At 60.8% G+C, this 23,478-nt stretch carries 25 protein-coding genes; 21 read left to right on the top strand and 4 right to left on the bottom strand.

Annotated elements, in window-relative coordinates; all coding sequences use genetic code 11:
* Together Q0650_RS00250 and Q0650_RS00245 are read left to right on the top strand one after the other, a co-directional pair.
* Positions 1–237 (top strand): hypothetical protein (locus Q0650_RS00250; RefSeq protein ID WP_298814481.1); only part of this gene is annotated, 237 nt, incomplete at its 5' end.
* On the top strand, positions 230–709 hold the full coding sequence (locus tag Q0650_RS00245) for a hypothetical protein (RefSeq protein WP_298814479.1): 480 nt from the start codon (positions 230–232) through the stop codon (positions 707–709). The genes Q0650_RS00250 and Q0650_RS00245, both read left to right, overlap by 8 nt.
* Before the next feature lie 189 nt (positions 710–898).
* Here Q0650_RS00245 and Q0650_RS00240 read toward each other — a convergent pair whose 3' ends face one another.
* The 4 genes from Q0650_RS00240 to Q0650_RS00225 all read right to left on the bottom strand — a co-directional run bounded on the left by Q0650_RS00240 (position 899) and on the right by Q0650_RS00225 (position 5,029).
* Positions 899–2,005 carry an ABC transporter ATP-binding protein gene (locus Q0650_RS00240; protein ID WP_298814476.1) on the bottom strand — a complete coding sequence of 369 codons (1,107 nt, stop codon included), beginning with the start codon at positions 2,003–2,005 and terminating at the stop codon, positions 899–901.
* A 37-nt stretch (positions 2,006–2,042) separates the two neighbouring features.
* Complete coding sequence (locus Q0650_RS00235) at positions 2,043–3,062, bottom strand: LacI family DNA-binding transcriptional regulator (RefSeq protein ID WP_298814474.1); 1,020 nt, start codon at positions 3,060–3,062, stop codon at positions 2,043–2,045.
* 226 nt (positions 3,063–3,288) lie between these two features.
* Positions 3,289–4,275, bottom strand: a complete 987-nt coding sequence (locus Q0650_RS00230; RefSeq protein ID WP_298814472.1) for an alpha/beta fold hydrolase — start codon at positions 4,273–4,275, stop codon at positions 3,289–3,291.
* A complete protein-coding gene (locus tag Q0650_RS00225) occupies positions 4,265–5,029 on the bottom strand; it encodes a ParA family protein (protein ID WP_298814470.1) in 765 nt (254 codons plus the stop codon). Before Q0650_RS00225 ends, Q0650_RS00230 begins: the two co-directional genes overlap by 11 nt.
* Positions 5,030–5,197: 168 nt before the next feature.
* Here Q0650_RS00225 and Q0650_RS00220 point away from each other — a divergent pair, with 168 nt between their 5' ends.
* From Q0650_RS00220 to rpoD, 19 genes are all read left to right on the top strand, one after another.
* Positions 5,198–6,703, top strand: coding sequence for a Ppx/GppA phosphatase family protein (locus Q0650_RS00220; RefSeq protein ID WP_298814466.1), 1,506 nt, complete (start codon positions 5,198–5,200; stop codon positions 6,701–6,703).
* Between the two features lie 50 nt (positions 6,704–6,753).
* Positions 6,754–7,278 carry a transcriptional regulator NrdR gene (gene nrdR, locus Q0650_RS00215; RefSeq protein WP_298814460.1) on the top strand — a complete coding sequence of 175 codons (525 nt, stop codon included), beginning with the start codon at positions 6,754–6,756 and terminating at the stop codon, positions 7,276–7,278.
* 28 nt (positions 7,279–7,306) lie between these two features.
* Positions 7,307–8,206, top strand: a complete 900-nt coding sequence (locus Q0650_RS00210; protein WP_298814458.1) for a restriction endonuclease — start codon at positions 7,307–7,309, stop codon at positions 8,204–8,206.
* A gap of 6 nt (positions 8,207–8,212) precedes the next feature.
* The gene (gene fabG, locus Q0650_RS00205; RefSeq protein ID WP_298814456.1) at positions 8,213–8,965 is read left to right on the top strand and encodes a 3-oxoacyl-[acyl-carrier-protein] reductase; all 753 of its coding nucleotides are present in this window, start codon (positions 8,213–8,215) and stop codon (positions 8,963–8,965) included.
* Positions 8,965–10,332: an acetyl-CoA carboxylase biotin carboxylase subunit gene (gene accC, locus Q0650_RS00200; RefSeq protein ID WP_298814454.1), complete on the top strand. Its 1,368-nt coding sequence runs from the start codon at positions 8,965–8,967 to the stop codon at positions 10,330–10,332. The genes fabG and accC overlap by 1 nt, the downstream gene beginning before the upstream one ends.
* 18 nt (positions 10,333–10,350) lie before the next feature.
* Positions 10,351–10,800, top strand: coding sequence for a transcription antitermination factor NusB (gene nusB / locus Q0650_RS00195; RefSeq protein WP_298814452.1), 450 nt, complete (start codon positions 10,351–10,353; stop codon positions 10,798–10,800).
* Between the two features lie 30 nt (positions 10,801–10,830).
* Complete coding sequence (locus Q0650_RS00190) at positions 10,831–11,079, top strand: acyl carrier protein (RefSeq protein WP_298814450.1); 249 nt, start codon at positions 10,831–10,833, stop codon at positions 11,077–11,079.
* A gap of 99 nt (positions 11,080–11,178) precedes the next feature.
* On the top strand, positions 11,179–11,319 hold the full coding sequence (locus Q0650_RS00185; RefSeq protein ID WP_298814446.1) for a hypothetical protein: 141 nt from the start codon (positions 11,179–11,181) through the stop codon (positions 11,317–11,319).
* A 41-nt stretch (positions 11,320–11,360) separates the two neighbouring features.
* Positions 11,361–12,080 carry a twin-arginine translocase TatA/TatE family subunit gene (locus Q0650_RS00180; protein WP_298814443.1) on the top strand — a complete coding sequence of 240 codons (720 nt, stop codon included), beginning with the start codon at positions 11,361–11,363 and terminating at the stop codon, positions 12,078–12,080.
* Complete coding sequence (gene tatC, locus Q0650_RS00175) at positions 12,077–12,886, top strand: twin-arginine translocase subunit TatC (protein ID WP_298814440.1); 810 nt, start codon at positions 12,077–12,079, stop codon at positions 12,884–12,886. The genes Q0650_RS00180 and tatC overlap by 4 nt, the downstream gene beginning before the upstream one ends.
* A 186-nt stretch (positions 12,887–13,072) precedes the next feature.
* On the top strand, positions 13,073–13,498 hold the full coding sequence (locus tag Q0650_RS00170) for a zinc ribbon domain-containing protein (protein ID WP_298814436.1): 426 nt from the start codon (positions 13,073–13,075) through the stop codon (positions 13,496–13,498).
* A gap of 115 nt (positions 13,499–13,613) precedes the next feature.
* Entirely contained in the window at positions 13,614–15,293 is a 1,680-nt protein-coding gene (locus Q0650_RS00165; RefSeq protein ID WP_298814434.1) for a hypothetical protein, read from the top strand.
* A gap of 68 nt (positions 15,294–15,361) precedes the next feature.
* A complete protein-coding gene (locus Q0650_RS00160) occupies positions 15,362–16,363 on the top strand; it encodes a MoxR family ATPase (RefSeq protein ID WP_298814431.1) in 1,002 nt (333 codons plus the stop codon).
* Positions 16,363–17,238 carry a DUF58 domain-containing protein gene (locus Q0650_RS00155; protein ID WP_298814428.1) on the top strand — a complete coding sequence of 292 codons (876 nt, stop codon included), beginning with the start codon at positions 16,363–16,365 and terminating at the stop codon, positions 17,236–17,238. Before Q0650_RS00160 ends, Q0650_RS00155 begins: the two co-directional genes overlap by 1 nt.
* Positions 17,235–17,738 (top strand): DUF402 domain-containing protein, encoded by a 504-nt coding sequence (locus tag Q0650_RS00150; protein ID WP_298814425.1) that lies wholly within the window; start codon positions 17,235–17,237, stop codon positions 17,736–17,738. The genes Q0650_RS00155 and Q0650_RS00150 overlap by 4 nt, the downstream gene beginning before the upstream one ends.
* A 56-nt stretch (positions 17,739–17,794) precedes the next feature.
* On the top strand, positions 17,795–19,696 hold the full coding sequence (locus Q0650_RS00145; RefSeq protein ID WP_298814422.1) for a BatA and WFA domain-containing protein: 1,902 nt from the start codon (positions 17,795–17,797) through the stop codon (positions 19,694–19,696).
* Positions 19,697–19,787: 91 nt separating this feature from the next.
* Positions 19,788–20,960 carry a carboxylate-amine ligase gene (locus Q0650_RS00140; RefSeq protein WP_298814419.1) on the top strand — a complete coding sequence of 391 codons (1,173 nt, stop codon included), beginning with the start codon at positions 19,788–19,790 and terminating at the stop codon, positions 20,958–20,960.
* Between the two features lie 13 nt (positions 20,961–20,973).
* Positions 20,974–22,122: an acyl-CoA dehydrogenase gene (locus Q0650_RS00135; protein ID WP_298814416.1), complete on the top strand. Its 1,149-nt coding sequence runs from the start codon at positions 20,974–20,976 to the stop codon at positions 22,120–22,122.
* Positions 22,123–22,188: 66 nt separating this feature from the next.
* The gene (gene rpoD, locus Q0650_RS00130) at positions 22,189–23,385 is read left to right on the top strand and encodes an RNA polymerase sigma factor RpoD (protein ID WP_298814413.1); all 1,197 of its coding nucleotides are present in this window, start codon (positions 22,189–22,191) and stop codon (positions 23,383–23,385) included.
* Positions 23,386–23,478: the final 93 nt, after the last annotated feature.

Below are 23,478 nucleotides of genomic sequence, written 5' to 3'. Positions count from 1 at the left end.
ATCGGTTTGCTGATTGGGTTGTTGATTCTTGCTCCCCTCGGCCCGCTGGCTGATGCGACAGCGTCCTACGCAATCGCGAGCGGTGTCGGCCTGATCGGTCTCTGCTGGCCATGGCTGCGGCGCTGGTCGCCGATTCACGCGGCGCGTGCTGCGCTGCGCCGTCGCTGGAGTCCATGGTTGCATCGGCGGCTGGCAGAACTGCAACGCGCGGCAGCGCAAGGAGGTTCGAATGACTGACCATCTCACCGTCCGGCTCGAATTTGTCGGCGCTGACCCGACGCGACCAGACCCGGCGAGCGTCAGCGCTGTCGCCGATGCGGCGCTGGCCGATCTGCGCGCGCGCGGTCTCGTTGCCCAACCGGTGTACACCGGCGCGATGGGCGGCGATGTCTACGAGATTGCCCGCCAGTTTGCGCAGGGCCTGGCCAACCACAAAGAGGTGATACTGGCCCTGATCGGCCTTGCGACGCCGATTGTCAGCGCGTTGGCCGAACGGATGAAACGCCCGCCGCCGACTCCATCGCCCGCTTCACTGCCATTGGTGAATATCACCGTCCAGCTTGGAAATGCGCAGGTTGAGGTGTCCGATCCGGCGATCACCCCCGATGAGCTGCTCGAGCGCCTGCTCGCGGTCGATCCGGCGCTGGTCGGGCAGGTCACGCCGACAACGCCTGTCGTGGTGCAGGTCAGGGTGGAGGGGAAGAGCTGACTTCTCAGATCGCAGGATGATACACCACAAAGGCGCGAAGGCACGAAGATGAACCTGATGGGGTGAGGAAGCCAGCATACTGCCGCGATCACCGCTCTTCCCACTTTACTTCCCGCCAGACAAACATCCAACACAAACGGGGTGAACCCGGCAGGATTCACCCCATTTGCCGTTCCCTGATGATCGAGATTATGTCAACGCCTTCTCGGTCTCGCGGTCGAAGATATGCATCTTTTCCATGTCGAAGACCACGTCGATCGTGTGGCCGGTGCGCGCATCTGAGCGCGGGTCAAAGCGACCGATGAACTCTTTGCCGCTATTCTCGACGTAGGCGTAGATTTCGGCGCCCATCGGTTCAACCACGTTTACCGCCGCCCGCACTTTGGCCCGCTCATCGACGCCACGCGGCACGTAGTGGGCATCGTGCAGGTCTTCGGGGCGGATCCCGAAGTAGACACTCTTGCCGATGTGGCTGCTCACGTGGTCGAGCTTGCTGGCCGGCACCGGCAGGACAAACTCTTTGCCAACGACAACGCTCACGCCGCCATCGGTGCGCTCAAGGCGGGCCTCAAAGAAGTTCATGGCCGGGCTGCCGATGAAGCCGGCCACGAACATGTTGGCCGGGTGGTCGTAGAGGTTCTGGGGCGTATCGATCTGCTGCAAAATGCCGTCACGCATCACGGCGATGCGCGAACCCATCGTCATCGCCTCGGTCTGATCGTGGGTCACATAGATGAAGGTGGTCTTGAGGCGCTGGTGGAGCTTGCTAATCTCGGCGCGGGTCTGCACGCGCAGCTTGGCGTCAAGGTTCGAGAGCGGTTCGTCCATCAAGAAGACGGCGGGATCGCGCACGATTGCGCGGCCCAGCGCCACGCGCTGGCGCTGACCACCCGACAGCGCCTTGGGCTTGCGGTCGAGCAGGTGGGCAATGCTGAGCATTTCGGCGGCTTCCTTCACCCGGCGGTCGATCTCGGCCTTGGGCACGCGGCGCAGCTTGAGACCAAAGGCCATATTGTCGTAGACGCTCATATGCGGGTAGAGCGCATACGACTGGAAGACCATCGCGATGTCGCGATCTTTGGGCGGAATATCGGTCACATCGCGGTCGCCGATGAAGATGCGGCCTTCAGTCACTTCTTCCAGGCCAGCCAGACAGCGCAGAGCGGTAGATTTACCGCATCCCGACGGGCCAACCAGCACGAGGAACTCGCCGTCGGCGATGTCGAGGTCGAGGTTTTTCAGCACGGTCACTTCGCCGAACCGCTTCCACACGTGGTCATACTTGATTGAAGCCATTTGCAAACTCTCCTTCGTTATTTGCCGATATACTTTTTCACCCGGCCACGCGCGGCGGCGCGGCGGTGGAGTGACGAACGATCAGGCGCAAGGGCAAGAGCGTGACGGCAGGCACGGCGCGGCGCTCGATGAGCGCGATGAGATGCCGGGCCAGGGTGGCGCCCAGCTCGCGGCGGGGCGCGCGCAGGGTGGTGAGCGGCGGATAGATATGCGCGGCCAGGGGTAGATCGCCGCAGCCGACAATCGACAGATCGACGCCGGCGCTATAACCGGCGTCGCGCAAGGCGTGCAACGCGCCGAAGGCGAGGGTATCGGTTGCCGCAATGACTGCCGTCGGCGGATGCCGCGTTGACAGCAGCTCGTGCATGGCGTTCATGCCATCGTCCTCGCTGGCGCCGGCCTCGACAACCAGGGCCGCTTCGCGGCGGATTCCAGCAGCGTGCAGCGCGGCGGCATAACCGGCGTAGAACGGTTCGCTGACAGCGAGATCAGAGAGCGTTGCAATCAGGGCGATGCGGCGATGACCGAGACGGATCAGGTGCTGCGTTGCCTGTTCGGCGCCGGCGCGCAGATCGAAGCCGATGACCGGGCAGTCAATGCCGGCTACTGGAGCGCCGATCGCGATAGCCGGCACCTGAGCCGCCGCCAGGCGCGCCGGTCGTTCGTCATGCGCTCGCAAATCAAAGAGGATGAGACCATCGACCCGACCGCTGCGGGCCAGGCGCAGATCGAGATCGCCTTCGCTCTCGCCGTCGGAAGGGGCGGCGATCAAGAGGCAGTAACCGGCGAGGGTGGCCGCTTCGCTGAGGCCGGCCAGGATTTCGGCGGTATCCGGATCGGCCAGTCGCCCGGCAATGCCGGGCGCGACGACGCCGATGGTGTGGGAGCGGGTGCGCAGGGCGCGGGCGCTGTGGTTGGGCTGATAGCCAAGCTCGGCGACGGCGGCCAGCACGCGCTCGCGGGTGGCGTCGCTGACGACGCCAGTGCCGTTGAGCACATACGAGACGGTTGCGGTTGAGACTTGCGCGCGGCGCGCGACATCTTTGATTGTCGGCACAGCCCTTACTCCGCCGTTAAACGTTTAAGCGGTTAATCGGTTAAGCGAACTATAGCACGCCGATAAGCGATTGTCAAGATGGTTTTGAGAAAAACGAAATGCCAACAGGCGGGAGTAGTGGATGGAAGGCATTGCCCCTTGCCCGATGGCTGCGCGGGGAAAGCACAACGCGGCAGAGTGTTGTTGTCTCTACCGCGTTACGGGAAGCGCGCCTGGATTGGTGTGATCAGGCAGTCTCCAGCGCGGCGCGCGCCAACTGCCGGCAGCTTGTTGGATGCTCAACCGGGGGTAGATGGCCGCAGCCGGGGATCAGTTCAACGGTTGCGCGCGCGATCAAGGCAGCGGCAGCCCGTACATCCGCAGGGCGAATAATGCGATCCTCCTGACCGCCGATCACCCACGTCGGGGTAACGATGTGAGCCAGGTGACGTTTCAAGAGTGGATCGGTCGCCATCGTCTGCATCGTAATGTACATGCGAGCATCGGCGCGGGCGTGATCGGCGAGATAAGCATCCCAGAGCGCCGGATCGGCAGGCGGCCCGGCCAGCAGCCATGCGGCCATGAGCTGACCGGCAACGGGGGCGTTGAGCGCCCAACCGGCCCATGAATTCAGGAATGGTCGCGCCAGACCGAGGAAGACATCGAGCGGCGCGCGCGACAGCGCCAGCGCCAATCCATCTGGAGTGGCGGCGCGCGCCCCGAAATTGAACAGGATCAGACGGTTGACGCGCGCCGGTCGGGTAGCCGCCACCACCGCCGCCACGCCAGCGCCGAGCGCATGCCCGATGAGATCGAAGCGGCGCAGTCCGAGCGCATCGGCAAACGCGATCACCTCATCAGCCAGGGTCGCCAGAGTTGGCGCCGCTCCCCGCGCCGGCGACGCGCCGCAACCGGGCAGATCGAGAGCGTAACAGGCGCGCAGGTCGGCCAGCCCCGGCAGGACATCGCGCCACAACCGGCTCGAAGCGCCCACGCCATGGACGGCGATCAGCGGCGGCCCTTCCCCAATTCGCCTGTAGTGAACGAGGCCATTCGCCGTTTTGATCGTTGTCGTCCGAATGTCACCAGCCGCTATCGACAGGCGCAATCCCTGGCCGCGCGCGATCGTGGCGTTGTCCGGCGCCGGCGCAACCGCTTCATCCGGCGCGCCCGGCGGCGCGGTGATGCGCAATCCGCGCCCGCGTCGAATCGGATTATTCGTCTCATCTGCCATACCGTTCCTCCAGTTCGGCAGCCAGCGCAGCATAGGCCTGAGCGCCGGCGCTATGCGGAGCAAACGCGGCAATCGACTGACCCGCCGCCGGCGCTTCGGCCAGCCGAATGTTGAAGGGAATGACCGTTGTGAAGACCAGATCGCCATACTTCGCGCGCGCCTGCTGCTCGATCTGATGGCTCAGGCTGGTGCGCCGGTCGGCCATCGTGCAGACGATGCCGCCGATCCGCAATGGTGGATTGATCTCGCGCACCAGCTCGATCGTCGCCTCGAGGGCCGGCAGCGCGCGCAAAGCGTAGGCGTGCAATTGCAGCGGCACCAGCACCCATTCGGCGGCAGCCAGCGCATTGAGGGCAAATAACCCCAGACTCGGCGGCGGATCGAGTAAGATATAATCGTATTGACTTTGGGCGGCGCGTAACGCCTTGCGCAACAGCAATTCACGCCCGACCCGGCCCGCCAGTTCGAGTTCGGCGCCAGCGAGATCGAGCGAGGCCGGAATGACATCGAGCCGCTCGCTGACCTGGCGGGTGGCGAAGGCGCTGCCGTGATCGGGATTAAGGAGCACTTCGTAGACGCTATACTCAAGCGCGCCTGGATCGATGCCTAACCCCTGTGTGAGGTTGGCCTGTGGATCGAGATCGACCAGCAAGACGCGCCGGCCCCGCGTGGCCAGCATGACGCCAAGGTTGAGCGCGGTCGTCGTCTTGCCTACGCCTCCTTTTTGCATTGCCAACGCAATCGCGCGCGCCATAGCTTCACCACCCAATAGCAGCTCCGAACATAGTTGATTGTACCGTTTAGAGTAACAGGTAGCAGCCCCGGCGCGGCGCGGACGGTATTTGACAGCCCCGGCGCAACACCTCATAATCACGGCAAGGCGCTATCCGGCGCCGCAACAGCAATCGGCAGGATCAATCTTATGAAAAAACTCGGCGTAATTGATCTCGGTTCAAACACCACCCGCCTGATCGTGATGGCCTATGAACCAAAACGCTGCTTCCGCCTCATCGATGAGGTCAGCGAGACGGTGCGTCTCGCCGAAGGCATTGGCCCATCACGCATGTTACAACCAGTGCCGATTCGACGGGCGGTCGAGGCGTTGCGGATGTTCTACTCGCTGTGCCTGGCCACCGGCGTCGATCAGGTGATCGCTGTGGGCACCAGCGCCATTCGCGAAGCGGCCAATCAGGCAGAGTTTTGGGCGGCGTTGCGCGCCGCCACCCCGCTTGAGCTGCGGATCATCTCGGCGGAAGAAGAGGCCTACTTTGGGTACCTTGGCGCAATCAATGCCCTGCCGATCCAGACCGGCGCGCTCTTTGATACCGGCGGCGGCTCGACGCAGGTCATGGCAGTCGCCGATCGCGCCCTCACGCGCAGCTTTTCAGTGCAGGCTGGAGTCGTGCGCTTCACCGAACAGTTTGCGCAAAGTGATCCGATCAGCCGCGCCGACCTGCGCCGCCTGCGAGAAGCGGCCCGCGCCGCCTTTGCGCCACTCGACTGGTTGCCCGACCTGGCGCGCGGTCACCTGGGTGGCATGGGCGGCACCGCGCGGCAACTGGCCCGGATCGACCAGAAACAGCGCGGCTATCCACTCGAGCGCGTGCATGGCTACTGGCTCAGCCGCGAGGCCATCGAACGCATCATCGACGAGCTGGCGCGGCGGTCGCGTCGCGAGCGGTTGCAGATTCCCGGCATGAAAGAGGAGCGGGCCGATGTCACTCTCGCCGGCGCGATTATCATCGCCGCGCTGCTCGATCGGGGTGGGTTTCCGGGTTTGCTGGTCAGCGGTCAGGGTGTGCGTGAAGGCATCTTCTACCAGTACTTTCTCGCCGATCAGCCTCAGCCACTGCTAGACAATCCGCGCCAGTTCAGTGTGCTCAATCTCGCTCGCCTCACCCATTACGAACCCGAACATTGCGCTCGCGTTGCCCATATCAGCCAGTCGCTCTTCGATCAGTTAGCTCCTCTGCACGGCTACGGCGCGTGGGAACGCGAACTGCTCGGCTATGCCGCCATCCTGCACGACATCGGGATCAGTGTCGGCTACTATGACCACCACAAGCACGGCGAATATCTGATCCACAACGCCACCCTGCTCGGCTTCAGCCATCGCGAAATTGTCATCATCGCCAGCCTGGTGCGCAACCATCGCAAAGGATGGGGCGATCTGGCGCCGTATGCTTCGATTCTCACTCCCGATGACGAAACGCGCATCGCTCGTTTGAGCGCCATGTTACGCCTGGCCGAATATCTTGAACGGAGCAAGAGTCAGATCGTGCGCGATGTGCAGGTGCAAATCGGCGAGACGATCACGATTGACGTCATCGCCGACGGCGATGCCCATGTCGAAATCTGGGAAGCCTCGCGGCGAAGCGGCTTGCTCCGTCGCAGCTTTGGGCGCGACGCGCAGATCAGAGCGGCATGAGCGTGTGCTATAATGCCTGATAAACACGGATGAAGGAGCGCGCGTCGTTCATGCGATGTCCATTCTGCCATTTTCAAGAGACCGATGTCATTGACACCCGCAAGCTCTATGAGGGTGAGGTGATCCGGCGTCGACGCAAGTGTCGCGCCTGTAGCCGGCGTTTTACCACCTATGAACGGATTGAATCGGTCAGTCTGATGGTGATCAAAAAGGATGGCACGCGCGAACCCTATGACCGTGAGAAGATTGCTCGTGGTGTGCGAACGGCGTGCTACCGCCGTCCCGTGCCGGCCGATGCCATCGAGCAACTGGTGAACGATGTTGAAGCGATGGTCATGGCCACTGACGAACAGGAGATCAGCTCACAGGCCATTGGCGATGCCGTGATGCGCCGGTTACGCGATCTCGATGAAGTCGCGTACATCCGCTTCGCCTCCGTCTATCGCGCTTTTGCCGACATCGGCAAGCTGCGCGAAGCGGTCGATGAGTTGCTCGAACGCGACAGCATGCGCAATCACGCAACGACCGGCCTGGTCGGCGATAACCACGAGGGTGAGCGCAATGGCCGTCCATAAACCTGAGACAGCAGAGGAACGCGGCACTATGAGTATCGAGACGACACCACAACCGGTGTCTCAACAACCGACCAAACCAACGTTCTGGCAGCGCATCGTCCAGGCGATTCGCGCAATTGAATGGACACAAGTGCTGCTGGTTGCCCTGATTACGGCCATCGCCTGGTGTTCGCTGTTCCTGGCGAACAACATCTTGCAGATTTTGGCCGGCGTGGTGCCGGTGATGGCCGGCATCTACCTGGGGCGAAAGGTGCGCGGCGAGTACCTGGCCAATGGCCTGGCTTTAGGATTGGTAACGTTTGCCTTTGGATTGGCGATCATGACCGGTTACGGATTGGCCGGCGAGAGTGGCATCGCGCCGATGCCGGTCATTCAGCTCGATCCCGAGCAGCCGGCAGCTCCGGCGACCCTGATTGATCTCATCACCATCTATTTTATCTTCTCGGCGTTTGCCTTAATTCCCTTCCCCGCCTTTGGCACGGTGATGTCGGGCCGGGCTGAAGAGCGCAACCGGCAGTTGCAAAAGGAGATTGCCGAACGCGGCGGTCGGCTCGAACGGCCCGGCGTGGTGCGCACGCTGGAAGATTTGCAGGGATTGTCGCTCCCTCAGTTCGGATCGTATGTGCTCAATCTCTTCCGCAAGAAGGGGTTTGAGTTCCAGGACTATCGCTTCATCGACAAAGATAAGCACCTCGATCTGACGCTGACCTACGAAGGCGTCACCTATCTGCTGCGCCTGTCGGTCGCCGACAAGGTGCGACCCGGCACGCTTGAGAGCTTGTTGCAAGATATGAAGCGCAGCGGAATTCCGAAGGGGTTAGTCATTACGTCAACCGAGTTCACCCCCGATACGGTGAAAGCGGCCAGCGGGCGGCGTAATGTGCTGATTATCGATGGGAAGACACTGTTTGCAATGGCGGAGGGATAACGAGCCATGCTGCTTGATCTGAGCGGGCGCGTTGCGATTATCACCGGCGGAAGCCGTGGCATTGGCCGCGCCATTGCCGAACGGCTGGCCGGTAGCGGCGCAACGGTTGTGGTCAATTATCGCGGCAATGAGGCCGCAGCGGAAGCGACTGTTGCCGCCATTACCGCTGCCGGCGGCAAGGCTATTGCCATTCGGGGCGATGTCAGCCAGGTCGATGATGTCGAACACCTGGTGAAGACAACGCTGGAACAGTTTGGCCGGATCGACATTCTGGTCAACAATGCCGGCATCACCCGCGATACCCTGCTGCTCCGCATGAAGGAGAGCGATTTTGACGAGGTGATCGCAACCAATCTCCGCGGCGTATTTCTCTGCACTCGCGCCGTGTTGCGCCCGATGACCAGGCAGCGCTTTGGACGGATTATCAATATCGCCTCGGTGATTGGGTTGATCGGCAACGCCGGGCAGGCCAATTACGCCGCAGCCAAAGCCGGGATCATCGGCTTTACCAAATCGACTGCGCGCGAGATGGCCAGTCGCGGCATCACGGTGAACGCGATTGCGCCCGGCTTTATCGAGACCGAGATGACCGACGGGCTGAGCGAAGAGACGCGCAAAGCCATTCTGGCAACGATCCCGCTCGGTCGGTTTGGCCAACCGACCGAAGTGGCAGGACTGGTGTGTTTTCTGGCCTCTGATGCCGGTGGATACATCAGCGGACAAACGCTGACGATCGACGGCGGGATGGTGATGTCCTGATGATTCGCAAAGTGTTAGTAGCCAACCGCGGCGAAATTGCCGTGCGTATCATTCGGGCCTGCCAGGAATTGGGGATTCGCACCGTTGCTGCGTACAGTACGGCTGACCGCGATTCGCTGGCAGTGCGACTGGCCGATGAAGCAGTTTGTATTGGGCCGCCGCCGCCGGCCAAATCGTACCTTAATGCGCCGGCCCTGATTAGCGCTGCGCTGATCTCCGGCTGCGATGCGGTGCATCCCGGCTACGGCTTCCTTTCCGAAAACCCGTATTTCGCCGAAATGTGCGCCGATTGCAACCTGACCTTCATCGGCCCACCCCCCGAACCGATTCGGTTGATGGGTGACAAGGCCATCGGTCGCGAGACGATGCGTAAAGCCGGCGTGCCCACCGTGCCCGGTTCCGATGGCGAGGTGCGTTCGCTCGATGAAGCGCTCGATGTCGCGCGCCAGATCGGCTACCCGGTGTTGCTGAAACCTTCCGGTGGCGGTGGCGGGCGTGGGATGCGGGTGGCCTATGATGAAGCCGATCTGCAACGCGCGTACCCGACCGCTCGCGCCGAAGCGGAAGCGGCCTTCGGCAACGGCGCCCTCTTGCTTGAGAAGTACCTGACCCGCGTTCGCCACGTTGAGATTCAGGTCCTGGCCGACAAGTATGGCCACGCCATTCACCTGGGCGAGCGCGACTGCTCGGCGCAACGTCGCCATCAAAAGATTGTCGAAGAGGCGCCGTCGCCGGTGGTAACGCCTGAGTTGCGGGCGCGCATGGGCGCAGATGCTGTGCGCGGCATCAAATCGATTGGTTATGTCAACGCCGGCACCCTTGAATTCTTGCTCGATGAAGATGGCAATTACTACTTCATCGAAATGAACACCCGGATTCAGGTCGAGCATCCGGTGACCGAACAGGTAACCGGCGTCGATCTTGTGCGCTGGCAGTTGCTCATCGCGAGCGGCGAACGCTTGACGTTGCGTCAGGAAGACATTAAAATAGCCCGGCACGCCATTGAATGCCGGATCAATGCCGAAGATCCGGAGCGTGATTTTCTACCGGCCAGCGGTGAGGTCGAATTTTACCTGCCGCCCGGCGGCCCTGGTGTGCGAGTCGACTCGCACCTCTATTCCGGCTACACACCACCCGGAAATTATGACTCGTTGCTGGCGAAGATTATTACCTTTGGCGACACACGCGACGAAGCGCTCAACCGCATGCGGCGGGCGCTCAATGAGTGCGTCATTACTGGCATCAAGACAACCATCCCATTCCAGTTGGCGCTGATTGACGACCCAGACTTTCGGGCCGGACGGATCCACACCGGCTATGTTGCCGAACTGTTGCGCCAGTGGAAGGAGACGCTCAGCCCGGCCTAGTCCGGAATCGGGATGCGTATGGGGAGGGCGAGGTTGGCAAGTCAACGGCATCGCGTTCGAATCGCAGCTTTACAAATCTTGTTTGAGGTTGATGAAACCGATCACGCAATCGATCAGGTGCTCGAACGTCGGCTCGCCGATGAACCGATGCCGCGCGAGAGCGCAGAGTTTCTCCGTCGGCTCGTCTTTGGCGCGTGGGAGCATCGTTCGTATCTCGATCGCATCATTGAAGAGGCAGCCCCAAACTGGCCCGTTGCCCAGATGCCCGGCGTTGACAAGGCGGTGCTGCGGATTGCGCTGTTTGAGCTTCTGATTGATGAAGTGGAACGGACCCCGATGAAGGCGGTGATTAACGAGGCGGTCGAGCTAGCCAAGCAGTTCGGCAGCGACAATTCAAGCCGGTTTGTGAACGGCGTGCTTGGCACGGTGGTGACCCGCTACCTTGCCGGGCGCGACGATGAGGAATAGCTGTCTTTGAAAGGAAGGAATACCACCAATATGACTCTGGCAGAGATGGAAGAGCGCCTGCGCAAGATTATTGTCGAACAGCTCGGCGTCGATGAGGCGCAAGTGGTGCCGGGCGCGTCATTTACGAAGGATCTGAATGCTGACTCGCTCGATCTGGTCGAGCTTATTATGTCAATTGAAGAGGAGTTTGGCGTTGAGATTCCCGATGAAGAGGCTGAAAAGATTCAGACTGTCGCCGATGCGCTGAAGTACCTCGAAACGCATCAGAGTAACGAGTAAATATTGTTGATTGCGACAGATGCGCGCGCCCGATGGCATGCCGTCGGGCGCGTTTGATGTGTCATAGCATTCCGCCAACTGCTGTAACGACGAAACAAGATGACAGGCTCGCGCCTGTTGATAGGGCGCTGCCCGACCGGCGCTCTCGTGTTTGACGCTGCTTACCCCACTCCAACGCTGCGCGCGCTCGCGCGCTACCGACCTGCTGCCCCACCTGCGTGGCTGTGTGTGCTGTGGTAAGATAGTAGCGGAATACTATCACCGGCAACGCGCGGAGTTGTATGGAGATCTTCAACGTTCATCTGCCTGAATTGATCCTGATAGCCGGCCTGGCGCTGGTACTGTTTGGCCCGGAACGATTACCGGAACTCGGTCGCCTCGCCGGCAAACAGGTGGCGAAGTTTCTGGCCTGGCAGCAACAGTCGCCCGAACTGCAAATGATTACCGAGATGCGCAACCAGTTTGAGCGCGAGATTGCCCAGTTGCGCGACGAACTGGCGCTCGCGCGCAATCAGCTCGATCTTCGCAATGACGCGCAGACGATTATCGACGAATTGAAGACGCTCGGGCAACAAACTCAGGCTGCGCTTGACGAGGCCAGTCAAGCCGGGCAAACGGCTGTTACGGCGCTGGACGAGGCCAAACCGGCCCCTAAACCGGTTATCAGACCGCCGGCGCAGGCGCCGATACCGGCGGCGGCTCCTGCACCGGCATTGCCAGCATCGGCTTCCGGTGTGCCCCAGCCGATTACCGATGAAGATCGCATGCTGTTCGGTCACCCGGATACACCGGTCAATGGGGCGACATCAGACGCGGACACGGTTACACCCGACGCGCTCTCGCCTGCCGAGATGAACGATCTACTTGCGCGACTCACGGCGCTGACAGGTGAGCTTCAAGCGATTGTCTTTCAATTGCAAGCGCGGGGCCTGCTTGACGCCAACTGGCAACCGGTCGCGAAACCTGCCCCCGCACCACCAGAGGAGACAATAACGCCATGACGAGCAAACCGGCGCCAGCGCGCGAGGCCGATGAGGCTTCGATGACGCTGATCGAACATCTGATTGAACTGCGGAGCCGGATTATCAAGGCCAGCATCGCTGTCTTGATCGGGATGGTATTGGGTTTTGTTGCGGTCTGGCCGCAAGGCCCGATCAAGCTCATCGATCTGCTTATTCTGAATTTTGCCCCGATCAACGATCGCTTTGCGCCGATTCAATCGGTTGGCACTACCGAGCAATTCACCAGTTATATGAAGGTGGCGTTGCTGGTTGGCGTGATTCTGGCGATGCCGGTGATCGTCTATCAGATCCTGGCCTTCATCGTCCCCGGTCTGACCGATAGCGAACGTCGCCTGATCTTTCGCGCTCTTCCGTTCGTCACTTTCTTCTTTATAGCCGGAATTGCGTTTGGCTGGTTTGTGACGACGCCGGTCGCGATCCGGTTTTTGGTCGGTTTTTCCGACTCGCCGTTGATCCAGACTCAACCGACCCTCTCAGATTTTCTCGAAACGGTGTCGATGTTGTTGTTAATTAACGGGATCGTGTTTGAATTGCCGATTATCATCTATGTGCTGGCATATTTGAACGTGACCAATGCCCGCCAGTTAGGGCGTTACCGCCGGTATGCGCTGGTGGCAGTCGTGATTATTGCCGCATTTATCACCCCAACGGGCGATCCGATAAACCTGATCCTGCTGGCGTTGCCGATGTATCTGCTCTATGAGGTCGGCATCATTCTGGCCCGTTTTGTGCCGTATCAGGAACAAACGCGCGCCGAACAACGGGCGGCTGGGAAGCGAACATAGCGTTTGCGCGCGTTGCCTGACGTAACGGGGCGAGTCAAGGCGTGGCAATGCCACGCCTTTGTTGCGCTCATTGACTGCTTTCATCGGCAAGAATTGGTATAATGAGTATACGCTCTGAACGTATCCTCCTGGCAGGCCGGAACGTTGTCCGGTCAGCGCGATATGCTATTCGACAAGGAGATCGTCATGGTTGAACGGATCTGTCCAGCCTGTCGCCACGGCAATCCGCTCGAAAACCGATACTGCGGCGCATGCGGCGCAGCGCTCACCGGCGCCGATGCCCTGGCTCCGCGAGAGCCTGGCGCGTTAGCGCCGCGTCAGTTCCCGCTCTCTTCCGCGCAGATGCGCCAGCTTGGCGCCGCGCTGGCGCTTGGGGCGGCAACGCTGGCGCTCGAAGCCGGCAAAGCCTGGTTACGTCGCCGGATGGGCACAGCCACCACGGTTCCGGCACATTCGATCACTACCGGCGCGGCAGACCCGATTACCGTTCCGACCGTTACCGAGCCGATTACGGTGACGACGACAATTATTAGCCAGCGCGTAGTCGAAATCTGGGAGCGTGGCGAACTGGTGCGACAGGTAGTTGAGCGACACGTCTGGCGGCGCGAGTAAAGGCGGGATATTCCTGGCGGTGTTGTGGCGCAATCCTCGGAACTGACACCGGCGTGGCAGCGTCATCTAGAGTGTGGTACGATACTCTTGCCGCCAAATCAAGGAAGGACTGGCGATGACGCAGATGACGCAAACGACGAATCCCTCAATGTATCAGAGTTTACGCCGGCAGTTGCGCCCGCTTAGCCTGAAGCTCCGCCTCAACGATGGCCTGGCGCTGGCCAGTCGCACCTTGTGGATGGCGCTTACCGGCAGCGCGCTTGTCGCTGCAACCGGATGGATAACGCCGATTCCCAATTTGAGCTGGTGGGCGCTAACGCCGATTGCGTTGTGGGCGCTGGTGATGATAGGGATTGCCGTTTTGAAGCCATTGCCACCCCGTCGGGCTGCGCAACGGGTGGATCGGCTGCTTGGTCTGCGCGAACGACTTTCTACGGCGATTGAATTGCACGAAACGGGCGCCGACACGCCATTAGCGCCGTACCAGCAGGCCGACGCAAGCGCGCTGGCAGCGCAGCTCCATCCGCGTCAGATTCCGCTCGCGCTCCCACGCCGACCACTCTTGATCGCGCTCGTGCCAGCGCTGATGACGCTGGCCCTGCTTACGCTGCCCAATCCGATGAATCGGGTTCTGGCCGAGCGCGCAGCCGTGGCCGAGATGATAGAGGAGGTTACTCAGCAGTTGGCGGCTCTCGAAGAGGAGCTAGCCTCGCGCCAAGACCTGACGCCAGAGCAGCGCGCCGAACTAGAAGCGATCCTCCGGCAGTTGCAGGCCGAGCTGGCGCGCAACCCGGGCGACCGGCAAGAGGCGCTGGCCGATCTGGCGCAGGCTGAAATGCGGCTTCGGCAGCAACTCAACCCACAAGTGGATGCGCAACAGGCAGCATTAGAGCAACTGGCGCGGCGTCTCGAGCAGCTATCGAACAATCCGACCTCGCCACGCCCCACACTTGACCAGCTTCGCCAGCAGCTTGAAAATCTGGCGGCCAGCCTTGAGCAAATGAGCGCTGCCGAGCGTGAAGCGCTGGCGCAGGAACTGGGTCAGCAGGCGGCGCAATTGGCCGCAACCGATCCCACAACTGCGCAGGCGCTGCAAGATGCGGCGCAGGCGCTTGAACGCGGCGATTTACAGGCTGCTGCCGAAGCGCTGCAACAGGCCAGCCAGCAGGTAAGCAACACGCAGGCTGCCGCTGCCAACCAACAGGCTGTGCAGCAGGCGCTTAGCAATACGCAGGCGGCCCGGCAGCAGATTGCCCAGGCCGGTCAGCAGGGGCAAGGGCAACAAGCCCAGCAAGGCCAGGGTCAAGGCCAGCAAGGGCAGGGGCAACAGTCCCAGCAAGGCCAGGGTCAGGGCCAGCAGGGGCAGCAACCCGGTCAGGGCCAGCAGGGGCAGCAACCCGGTCAGGGCCAGCAGGGCCAGCCCGGTCAGGGTGGCGGTTCGACGGCTGACAATCTCGGCCAGCAGCAGAGCAACGCGCCGGGCAATGTCGATCCCAACCGGCCTGCCACGCAGCAAGGGCAAGGCGCCAATGATGGCACAGTGTATCAGCCCTTCAATCCATCCGGTCAGACCGGCAATCCTGACCAGATCACCGGACAGCAGGGCAGCGGCGGCAGCAGCGAAGTGCGACCGGGCCAGGGTCAGCAAAGCGGGCTGAATAATCCGTCATTGGTGCCCTACGAGCAGGTTTTCCCGGAATATCAGCGCGCGGCTACCGAAGCGCTGGATCGCGGCAGCGTGCCGATCTACCTGCAAAACCTCGTGCGTGAATACTTCTCGCGCCTGGAACCGTGAGTGACACGCGCAGGTCGTCTGACGCAAGCATTCAACCGATTTTCTGAGCCATCTGGAGGAGGATTAGCATGACCGGCGCATCAGAAGCCGCGATCACCCTTACGCCGGAAGAGTTTCGGCAACGCGCCCAACAAATAGAGGCTGAAATTTCCCGCGTGATCGTGGGTCAGCATGAGCTGATTCGGCAGGTGATCATTACGTTGCTCGCCGGCGGCAATGCCTTGCTCGAAGGCGTTCCCGGCCTGGCCAAAACCACGCTGGTGCGCGCGCTGGCCGACGTGATCGATTGCAAATTCTCGCGCATCCAGTTCACGCCTGACCTGATGCCGGCGGATATTGTTGGCACTACCCTGATTAGCGAGGATGCGCATGGGCACAAATTCTTTCGCTTCGAGGCTGGGCCGATCTTCGCCAATCTGGTGCTGGCTGACGAGATCAACCGGGCAACGCCGAAAACGCAATCGGCCCTGCTCGAGGCGATGCAAGAGCGCACGGTGACGGTCGCCAAGACCATCCACCAACTGCCGCGCCCATTCTTCGTGCTGGCGACGCAGAATCCGCTCGAGATGGAAGGCACCTACCCGTTGCCTGAAGCCCAGCTTGACCGGTTCTTTTTCAAGATTAACGTTGCCTTCCCGACGACGGCAGAGCTGGTTGAGATTGCTCAGCGCACCACCAGCGCGCGTCAACCTGGAGCGCGCCATGTCACCGATGGCCAGACAATTATCCAGATGCAGGAGCTGGCCCGCACCGTGCCGATTGCCAGTCACGTGTTGGCTTACGCGGCGCGGCTCATTACCGCAACGCACCCAGAGAACAAAGACTCGCCGAAAGTGACGAAAGACTATGTGCGCTACGGCGCATCGCCGCGCGGCATGCAGACTCTGATCCTGGCCGGCAAGATTTTGGCGCTGCTCGATGGCCGCTATAACGTTTCGTTCGGCGATATACGCCTGGCCGCGCTGCCGGCGCTGCGTCACCGCGTGGTGCTCAATTTTGAAGCTCAGGCCGACGGCGTGAGCGCCGATGAGGTGGTCAAAGGCGTGCTGGAAGCGGTCAAGGAGGAGTGATGGCTGAGCCGTTGCTCACGGCTGCGTTTCTGCGCAAGCTTGACCGTCTGGCATTGCAAACCCGGCGAGCAATGGCCGGCGATCTGCAAGGCGAGCGGCGCAGCCCGAAACGAGGCTCGTCGGTCGAATTTGCCGATTTCCGCCCCTATACTGCCGGCGATGATATTCGTCAGATTGACTGGAATCTCTACGCCCGCGCTGAACGCTTCTATCTGAAGCTGTTCGTGGCTGAGGAGGAGTTGAACGTTCATCTCCTGGTCGATACCAGTCGCAGTATGGCCTGGGGCGAACCGGAAAAATTGCATTATGCTCGCCAGATTGCGGCAGCCTTTGGCTATATTGCGCTGAGCAACCTGGATCGGGTGAGTGTTACTGCGTTTGGCGGCAGATCGGCAGCGCTCGCCGGCGCGCGCGGTAAACGCGGCGCGGTGGCTCTCTTTGAGTTTTTGCAGCGGCTGGAAGCCGGCAGCAGCGCCAATCTGACACAATTCTGTCGCAACTATATCCAGACGGCACGCAGTGCCGGGCCGCTGCTGCTCTGTTCCGATCTGTTCGATCCAGGCTGGCGCGAGGCGCTGCGCGCGCTGAGTTCGCGACCTTTCGAGATTACGGTGATGCACGTGCTGGCGCCGCAAGAGATCGATCCACCGATCGAAGGCGATATTCGATTGGTCGATAGCGAGGGTGGCCCGGCGGTCGAGATCAGCGCCGATCTCGATGTGCTGGAACGCTACCGCGAATCGCTGCGGGCCTGGCAGGGCGAGATTGAGGCATTTTGTAGCGGGCGCGGTATGCGCTACGTGCCGGTCAATACCGCCGAACCGATTGAAGAGTTTGTGTTTGGGCAGTTACGACGAGCCGGTGTCATCCGATGATTGAAGTACGCCTGCTCAAACCGGGAAAAGGCCAGATTGTCCGTTATCCGGCTACCGTGCTCACCCGCGATGGGCATAGTGTGACGGTACAGGCCATCTGGCAACTGGGCCGGGTTGATCTCGGTCTGTTTAGCATTGAGCCGGGCGATGTCATGATCGAGACGTTTTACGATAACCGCTGGTACAATATCTTCCGCGTGCAGCGTCCCGATGGCGTGACACGGGGATGGTACTGCAATCTGGCCCGTCCGGCCCGGATTGACAACCAGGTGATCGAGACCGAAGATCTTGAGATCGACCTGATCGTCAGCGCCGACCGCGAGCGCATCACAATAACCGATTGTGAAGAGTATGCAGCGCGTGGCCTGGCGCAGGCTGAACCGGCAACCGATGCCGCGCTGCGCGCCGCGCTGGTTGAATTGCGCGATCTGATACGTCGCGGCGCGCCACCCTTTGCGCTTACCGCAGCGCAAAACCGCTCTGGGGAGATCAGCGGTTGACACGAGTAGATGCTCTCGCGCAGACAGGTTCAGAATAAACGAAAAACGGTAGCGCTATGTCATTCCTCGCTCCATTAGCGCTCATCGGCGCAGCGATTGTTGGTCCGATCATCGTCGCAATGTATTTGCTAAAGCTGCGCCGGGAAGAGCGAGTCATCTCGTCAACCTTTCTCTGGCAGCGCATGGTGCGCGATATTGAAGCCAACGCGCCCTGGCAGAAGCTGCGCCGCAATCTGCTCTTGCTCTTGCAGTTGCTGCTTATGCTACTGCTGGTGTTAGCGCTGGCCCGTCCCTTCTTGTCGGTAACCGGCATCAGCGGAACGAACCTGATCATTATTTTTGATCGCTCCACCAGTATGCTTGCTACCGATGAAATGCCGAATCGGTTGGAAGCAGCGCGCCGCCAGGCCCTGGCGCTGATCGATCAAATGCCAGACAATGGACGGGCAACGGTGATCACCATCGGCGGCCCGATGGAGGCGCCGATTGCGTCATCAAGCGACCGACGCGAATTACGCCGGGTCATTGAGGCGATTCAGCCCAGCTACAGCGGACAATCCGATCTGTCTCAGGCGCTGACGCTGGCCTCGGCGCTGGCCGCGCGCGAGCCTGATAGCGAAGTGGCTATCATTTCGGATGGTAATGTCACGATTCCCGATGGCATCCGGGTGCCGGCGCGGGTACGCTACTTCCCGATTGGGCGCTCGTCAGACAACGTTGCGATCAACGCGATTGCGCTCCAGCCCGGCCCCATTGAACAGACCCTGTTCGTGCAGGCGATCAACTACAGCCCCAACCCGGTCACCCGCCGGCTGCTGCTCTACTACGACGGCGTGCTCTCGAATGCAGTCGATCTATCGATCGATCCCGGACGGGAGCGGAGCCTGACCGAAACCATTCCGGCGACGGTAGGTGTAGTCGAAGCGCGGTTGCAGGAGAACGGCGACGACTTGCCGGTTGATGATCGCGCTTATGCGGTCAGTCCACAGCGCGAAACGGTGCGTGTCAGACTGGTGAGTGACGGTAACCGCTTCCTCGAGACGGGTCTTTCACTCTTGCCCGGCCTCGAAGTGACGCGCGTTCCCAGCACGACGCTGACATTTAGCGAAAGCGCCGCCGAGGTACCGCTCACTATCTTCGATGGGGTCACGCCGACAGAGCTACCACCCGGCAATGTACTCTTCATTGGCCCCATCCGGAGCACTGAACTGTTTACGATCACCGGCGAGGTCGATTTCCCACTCGTGCGTCCGGTAGCGTTCGAAGATCCGCTTTTGCGCAATGTCCGCCTGACCGACATCAACATTCTGCGCGCGCCGCGGCTTGTACCCGGTTCGTGGGCGCGGGTGATCGTTGACAGCGATGGCGGCCCGCTTTTGCTGGCCGGCGAACGGGAAGGACGCCGGATTGTGGTACTGGCGTTTGACCTGCATCTGTCCGATCTGCCATTGAACATTGCCTTTCCACTGCTGCTCTCGAACATGATTGAGTACCTCTTGCCAATGAGCAGTATGCAATTGACCACCGGTCAACCGATTGTAGCGCCGGTAGACAGCAGCATTGAAGAGGTGCGAGTGATTCGCCCTGATGGTCGGGTCGTAAGCTCGCGTGACGGGCAGGTACAGCTCCAGGCTAACCAAACATTTTACACCGACACCGATTTACCCGGTATCTACACGCTGGAAGAGCGGCGCGGCAACGAGGTGATCGCCAGCCGCCGCTTTGCCATCAATCTATTCGCGCCCAACGAATCGCAGATCACACCGCAGCGCGATCTCACTATTCCCCAGCTCAGCGGCGCGCAGAGCACCGTCGCTCGCGAACGCGACGGTCGCCAGGAGATCTGGCGCTGGCTGGCGCTGGTTGCCCTGATTGTGCTGCTGATCGAATGGCTCTATTACCAGCGGAATGCCATCGCGATGCTGCGCGAACGCTGGCGTCGGCGCATGGCCGGTTAACGGCAACGCTCACCACACCCAAGATCGACAAGACGCGATATAATACAAATACCGTTAATAAACCCATCCAATTGTTCGTGAGGAGTGCGCGGTGAGCGTTTATAACCCCAACGACGCTGATTTTGCGTTTACAATCGGGATCGAAGAGGAGTATCAGATCGTCGATCCAGAAACGCGCGAGTTACGCAGCTACATTACCCAAATCCTGGAACCGGGACGCACTATTTTGCGTGAACAGATTAAGCCGGAAATGCACCAAAGCATCGTCGAGGTCGGCACCCGTCCCTGCCGCACGATTAGCGAAGCGCGGGCCGAGATTACCCGCTTGCGCGGGGCGATTGCCGGTCTCGCCGCTCGCCATAACCTGCGGATCGTTGCCGCCGGCACGCATCCATTCTCGTCATGGATGCAGCAGGAGATCACGCCAGACGAACGCTACCACATGGTGGTGGGTGAGATGCAGGAAGCCGCCTTGCAACTGCTCATCTTTGGCATGCACTGCCATGTCGGTATGCCGAATAACGAGGTTGCAATTGAGCTGATGAATGTGGCCCGCTATATCTGCCCACATCTGCTGGCGCTCAGCACCTCGTCGCCATTCTGGATGGGTCGTAACACCGGTTTCAAGTCGTACCGTAGCGTTATTTTCAGCACCTTCCCGCGCACCGGCATCCCTCCGACCTTCCATTCTGCCAGTGAGTTTGAGCGCTACGTACAGTTGCTGGTCAATACCGGCTGCATCGATAACGGCAAGAAGATCTGGTGGGATCTGCGCCCGCATCCATTCTTCGGCACACTCGAATTCCGGGTATGTGACATCGCCACCAAAGTGGAAGAGTGTCTGGCCCTGGCCGCAACGATGCAGGCGCTGATCGTCAAGTTTTATACCATGTTTGAAGAGAACACCACATTCCGCGTCTACCGGCGGGCGCTGATCAACGAGAACAAGTGGCGCGCGCAACGGTGGGGTCTCGATGGCAAGTTAATCGACTTCGGCAAGCGGAAAGAGGTCGAAGCGAAGGCGCTGGTACACGAGATTGTCGAGCTGGTCGATGATGTCGTTGACATGCTCGGCTCGCGCAAAGAGGTCGAATATCTGCTGACCATCGTCGATCAGGGCACTAGCGCCGATCGTCAACTGCGGGTGTTTGCCGAAACGAATGACCTCAAGGCCGTGGTTGACAACCTGATGGTCGAGACGATGGAAGGTGTGCCGGTGCTGACGTTCGATACCGAGTCGCGCGCGCAAGAGGCGCATAGCTGAAAGAGGAGAGGTTATGGAAATTGAATTAACGCCTGAGCAAGAAATGATCCGCCAGACGGTGCGTGAATTTGCCGAAAAGGAGATTGCGCCGAAAGCGCGCTACGTCGATGAACACAGCGCGTTTCCGCATGAAACCTTCGCCAGGATGGCCCAACTCGGCCTGATGGGATTGCCTTTTCCCGAAGAGTACGGCGGCGCCGGCGCCGACAGTGTTAGCACTGCGATTGCTATCGAGGAGGTAGCGCGCTGCTGTGGTAGCACGGCGCTAGCGTATGCGGCCCACATTGGGCTGGGCAGCGCACCGATTGCGATGTTCGGCACCGAAGAGCAGAAGCGGCGTTTTTTGACTCCGGCAGCGAAGGGTGAGTATCTGGCTGCATTTGGTCTGACCGAACCGCATGCAGGCTCGGACGCCGGCGCCACCCGCACGACGGCCCGCCTGGTCGGTGATGAGTGGGTCATCAACGGGCAGAAGATGTGGATTACCAACGCGCCGCTGGCCGGTCACATTATTGTCACTGCCGTCACCGATCCGGAACTCGGCAAGAAGGGGATCTCCGCGTTTATCGTGCCGCGCGGCACGCCAGGCTTAAGCTTTGGCAAGCATGAACCGAAGATGGGATTGCGCGGCTCGGTCAGCACGGCGGTCATGCTCGATGATGTGCGAGTTCCGCGCGAAAATCTATTAGGTGAGCGTGGTCGCGGCTTTATTCAGTTTTTGCAGGTGCTTGACGGTGGCCGGATCGGGATCGGGGCGATGGCCATCGGATTGGCGCAAGCGGCATACGAAGCTGCCGTTGCCTATGCTCGCGAGCGTACCGCCTTTGGCAAACCGATTGGCGCCCATCAATCGGTAGCGAACATGATTGCCAACATGGCGGTTGATCTGGCGGCATCGCGCGCGCTCGTCTACGGCGCCGCGCGGTTGAAGGACGCCGGCAAGCCCTATACCCGCGAAGCGGCGATCGCCAAACTCTTCGCCTCAGAGGCGTCAGAGCGCATCTGCCGCGACGCCATCCAGATTTTTGGTGGCTACGGCTACAGCCAGGAGTATCCGGTAGAACGCCTCTACCGTGATACACGCCTGCTCACGATTGGCGAAGGGACTTCAGAAATCTTGCGCAACGTGATTGCGCATTCCGTTCTTGGCCTACGCGGGTAACAGCTTGTGCTACAATAAGGAACGCACAGTAGCCAGTGCCTGTTTGGTCTCAGACGAGGAAGTAGTATGACGCAGAGCCAGCCCGAGACCGACCGCGCCAGTCCGGCGATCAATACTGTCGATGTGCAGGCACTGATCGCGCAAGGACGGCAGCGAGGCTTCGTCACATTTGAGGAAATCCAGCGGCTGGTTCCCAATCCTGATGAGTCGATCGAGCAGATCGACAGCATTTATGCCGCGTTAGCCGAGGCCGGTATTCCAGTGCAGGATGGGGAAGAACCGGCCCTTGATGATGAGCCGTTGACTCCGGCAGCAATGGATCTCGATCTCGATGATGAGTTGTCGGATGCATTGCTGAGCGACAGCGTGCGGCTCTATTTGCGTGAGATCGGGCAGGTGCCGCTCCTCACCGCCGAACAAGAGAAGCGCCTGGCGCAGTTGATTGAGCGCGGCCAGGCCGCCGAGCGCAAGCTGGCCACGCTCCCGCCTGACAGTCCGGAAGCAGCCCGGTTGCGCATGCAGAAGGCGCAGGGTGATGAGGCACGCCAGCAGATGGCAGCAGCCAACCTGCGCTTAGTGGTGAGCATTGCCAAGCGCTACCGCGATCGCGGGCTGCCATTGCTCGATCTGATTCAGGAAGGGAGCCTCGGTCTGCTGCGCGCGATTGAGAAGTTTGATCACACCAAAGGGTATAAGTTCAGCACCTATGCGACGTGGTGGATCAAGCAGGCATTATCGCGCGCGCTGGCCGATCAATCACGGTTAGTGCGACTGCCGGTGCATTTGGGTGAAACACTCAACCGGATTCAGGCTGCGCGTCGTCAGTTGACGCAATCGCTTGGGCGCGAGCCAACCGACGCCGAGCTGGCCAGCCATCTTGGGATGAGCGAAGAGAAATTACGCGAACTGCGCCGCACCGCGCAGGATCCGGTATCGCTGGCAACGCCGGTCGGGGAGGAGGCCGATAGCACGCTGGCCGATTTCATTCCCGATCCGCATGCGCTCGATGCCGATGATGCTGCGGCTAGCGGGATGCTGCGCCAGCAGATCGTCGCGGCGCTTGGTCAGCTTAGCGAGCGGGAACGACGAGTGCTTGAGCTGCGCTATGGCCTCCTCGACGGTCAGCCGCGCACGCTCGAAGAGGTGGGGAAAGCGTTCGGCGTTACTCGCGAGCGCGTGCGTCAGATCGAGGTCAAGGCCTTGCGCAAGTTGCGCCATCCTCGCCTGGGGAAGTTGCTGAAGGATTATCTCGATCAGATTTGATGTGTCAGGCGAGAGGCGATAGCCGATAGCCGATAGCCGATAGCCGATAGGCGAGGGTAGGGGCGCAGCGGTGCTGCGCCCTTCTGTTGTTGC

The organism is uncultured Chloroflexus sp. (assembly GCF_937129525.1).
Lineage (GTDB): Bacteria > Chloroflexota > Chloroflexia > Chloroflexales > Chloroflexaceae > Chloroflexus.
This window is presented reverse-complemented; position numbering and strand designations above follow the sequence as displayed.

Excerpts from the sequence above, each read along its gene's own strand:
- Q0650_RS00245 (WP_298814479.1), top strand. The coding sequence starts at position 230 with ATGACTGACCATCTCACCGTCCGGCTCGAATTTGTCGGCGCTGACCCG.
- Q0650_RS00240 (WP_298814476.1), bottom strand. The coding sequence starts at position 2,005 with ATGGCTTCAATCAAGTATGACCACGTGTGGAAGCGGTTCGGCGAAGTG.
- Q0650_RS00230 (WP_298814472.1), bottom strand. The coding sequence starts at position 4,275 with ATGGCAGATGAGACGAATAATCCGATTCGACGCGGGCGCGGATTGCGC.
- Q0650_RS00225 (WP_298814470.1), bottom strand. The coding sequence starts at position 5,029 with ATGGCGCGCGCGATTGCGTTGGCAATGCAAAAAGGAGGCGTAGGCAAG.
- Q0650_RS00220 (WP_298814466.1), top strand. The coding sequence starts at position 5,198 with ATGAAAAAACTCGGCGTAATTGATCTCGGTTCAAACACCACCCGCCTG.
- nrdR (WP_298814460.1), top strand. The coding sequence starts at position 6,754 with ATGCGATGTCCATTCTGCCATTTTCAAGAGACCGATGTCATTGACACC.
- Q0650_RS00210 (WP_298814458.1), top strand. The coding sequence starts at position 7,307 with ATGAGTATCGAGACGACACCACAACCGGTGTCTCAACAACCGACCAAA.
- fabG (WP_298814456.1), top strand. The coding sequence starts at position 8,213 with ATGCTGCTTGATCTGAGCGGGCGCGTTGCGATTATCACCGGCGGAAGC.
- accC (WP_298814454.1), top strand. The coding sequence starts at position 8,965 with ATGATTCGCAAAGTGTTAGTAGCCAACCGCGGCGAAATTGCCGTGCGT.
- nusB (WP_298814452.1), top strand. The coding sequence starts at position 10,351 with ATGGGGAGGGCGAGGTTGGCAAGTCAACGGCATCGCGTTCGAATCGCA.
- Q0650_RS00190 (WP_298814450.1), top strand. The coding sequence starts at position 10,831 with ATGACTCTGGCAGAGATGGAAGAGCGCCTGCGCAAGATTATTGTCGAA.
- Q0650_RS00185 (WP_298814446.1), top strand. The coding sequence starts at position 11,179 with ATGACAGGCTCGCGCCTGTTGATAGGGCGCTGCCCGACCGGCGCTCTC.
- Q0650_RS00180 (WP_298814443.1), top strand. The coding sequence starts at position 11,361 with ATGGAGATCTTCAACGTTCATCTGCCTGAATTGATCCTGATAGCCGGC.
- tatC (WP_298814440.1), top strand. The coding sequence starts at position 12,077 with ATGACGAGCAAACCGGCGCCAGCGCGCGAGGCCGATGAGGCTTCGATG.
- Q0650_RS00170 (WP_298814436.1), top strand. The coding sequence starts at position 13,073 with ATGGTTGAACGGATCTGTCCAGCCTGTCGCCACGGCAATCCGCTCGAA.
- Q0650_RS00165 (WP_298814434.1), top strand. The coding sequence starts at position 13,614 with ATGACGCAGATGACGCAAACGACGAATCCCTCAATGTATCAGAGTTTA.
- Q0650_RS00160 (WP_298814431.1), top strand. The coding sequence starts at position 15,362 with ATGACCGGCGCATCAGAAGCCGCGATCACCCTTACGCCGGAAGAGTTT.
- Q0650_RS00155 (WP_298814428.1), top strand. The coding sequence starts at position 16,363 with ATGGCTGAGCCGTTGCTCACGGCTGCGTTTCTGCGCAAGCTTGACCGT.
- Q0650_RS00150 (WP_298814425.1), top strand. The coding sequence starts at position 17,235 with ATGATTGAAGTACGCCTGCTCAAACCGGGAAAAGGCCAGATTGTCCGT.
- Q0650_RS00145 (WP_298814422.1), top strand. The coding sequence starts at position 17,795 with ATGTCATTCCTCGCTCCATTAGCGCTCATCGGCGCAGCGATTGTTGGT.
- Q0650_RS00135 (WP_298814416.1), top strand. The coding sequence starts at position 20,974 with ATGGAAATTGAATTAACGCCTGAGCAAGAAATGATCCGCCAGACGGTG.
- rpoD (WP_298814413.1), top strand. The coding sequence starts at position 22,189 with ATGACGCAGAGCCAGCCCGAGACCGACCGCGCCAGTCCGGCGATCAAT.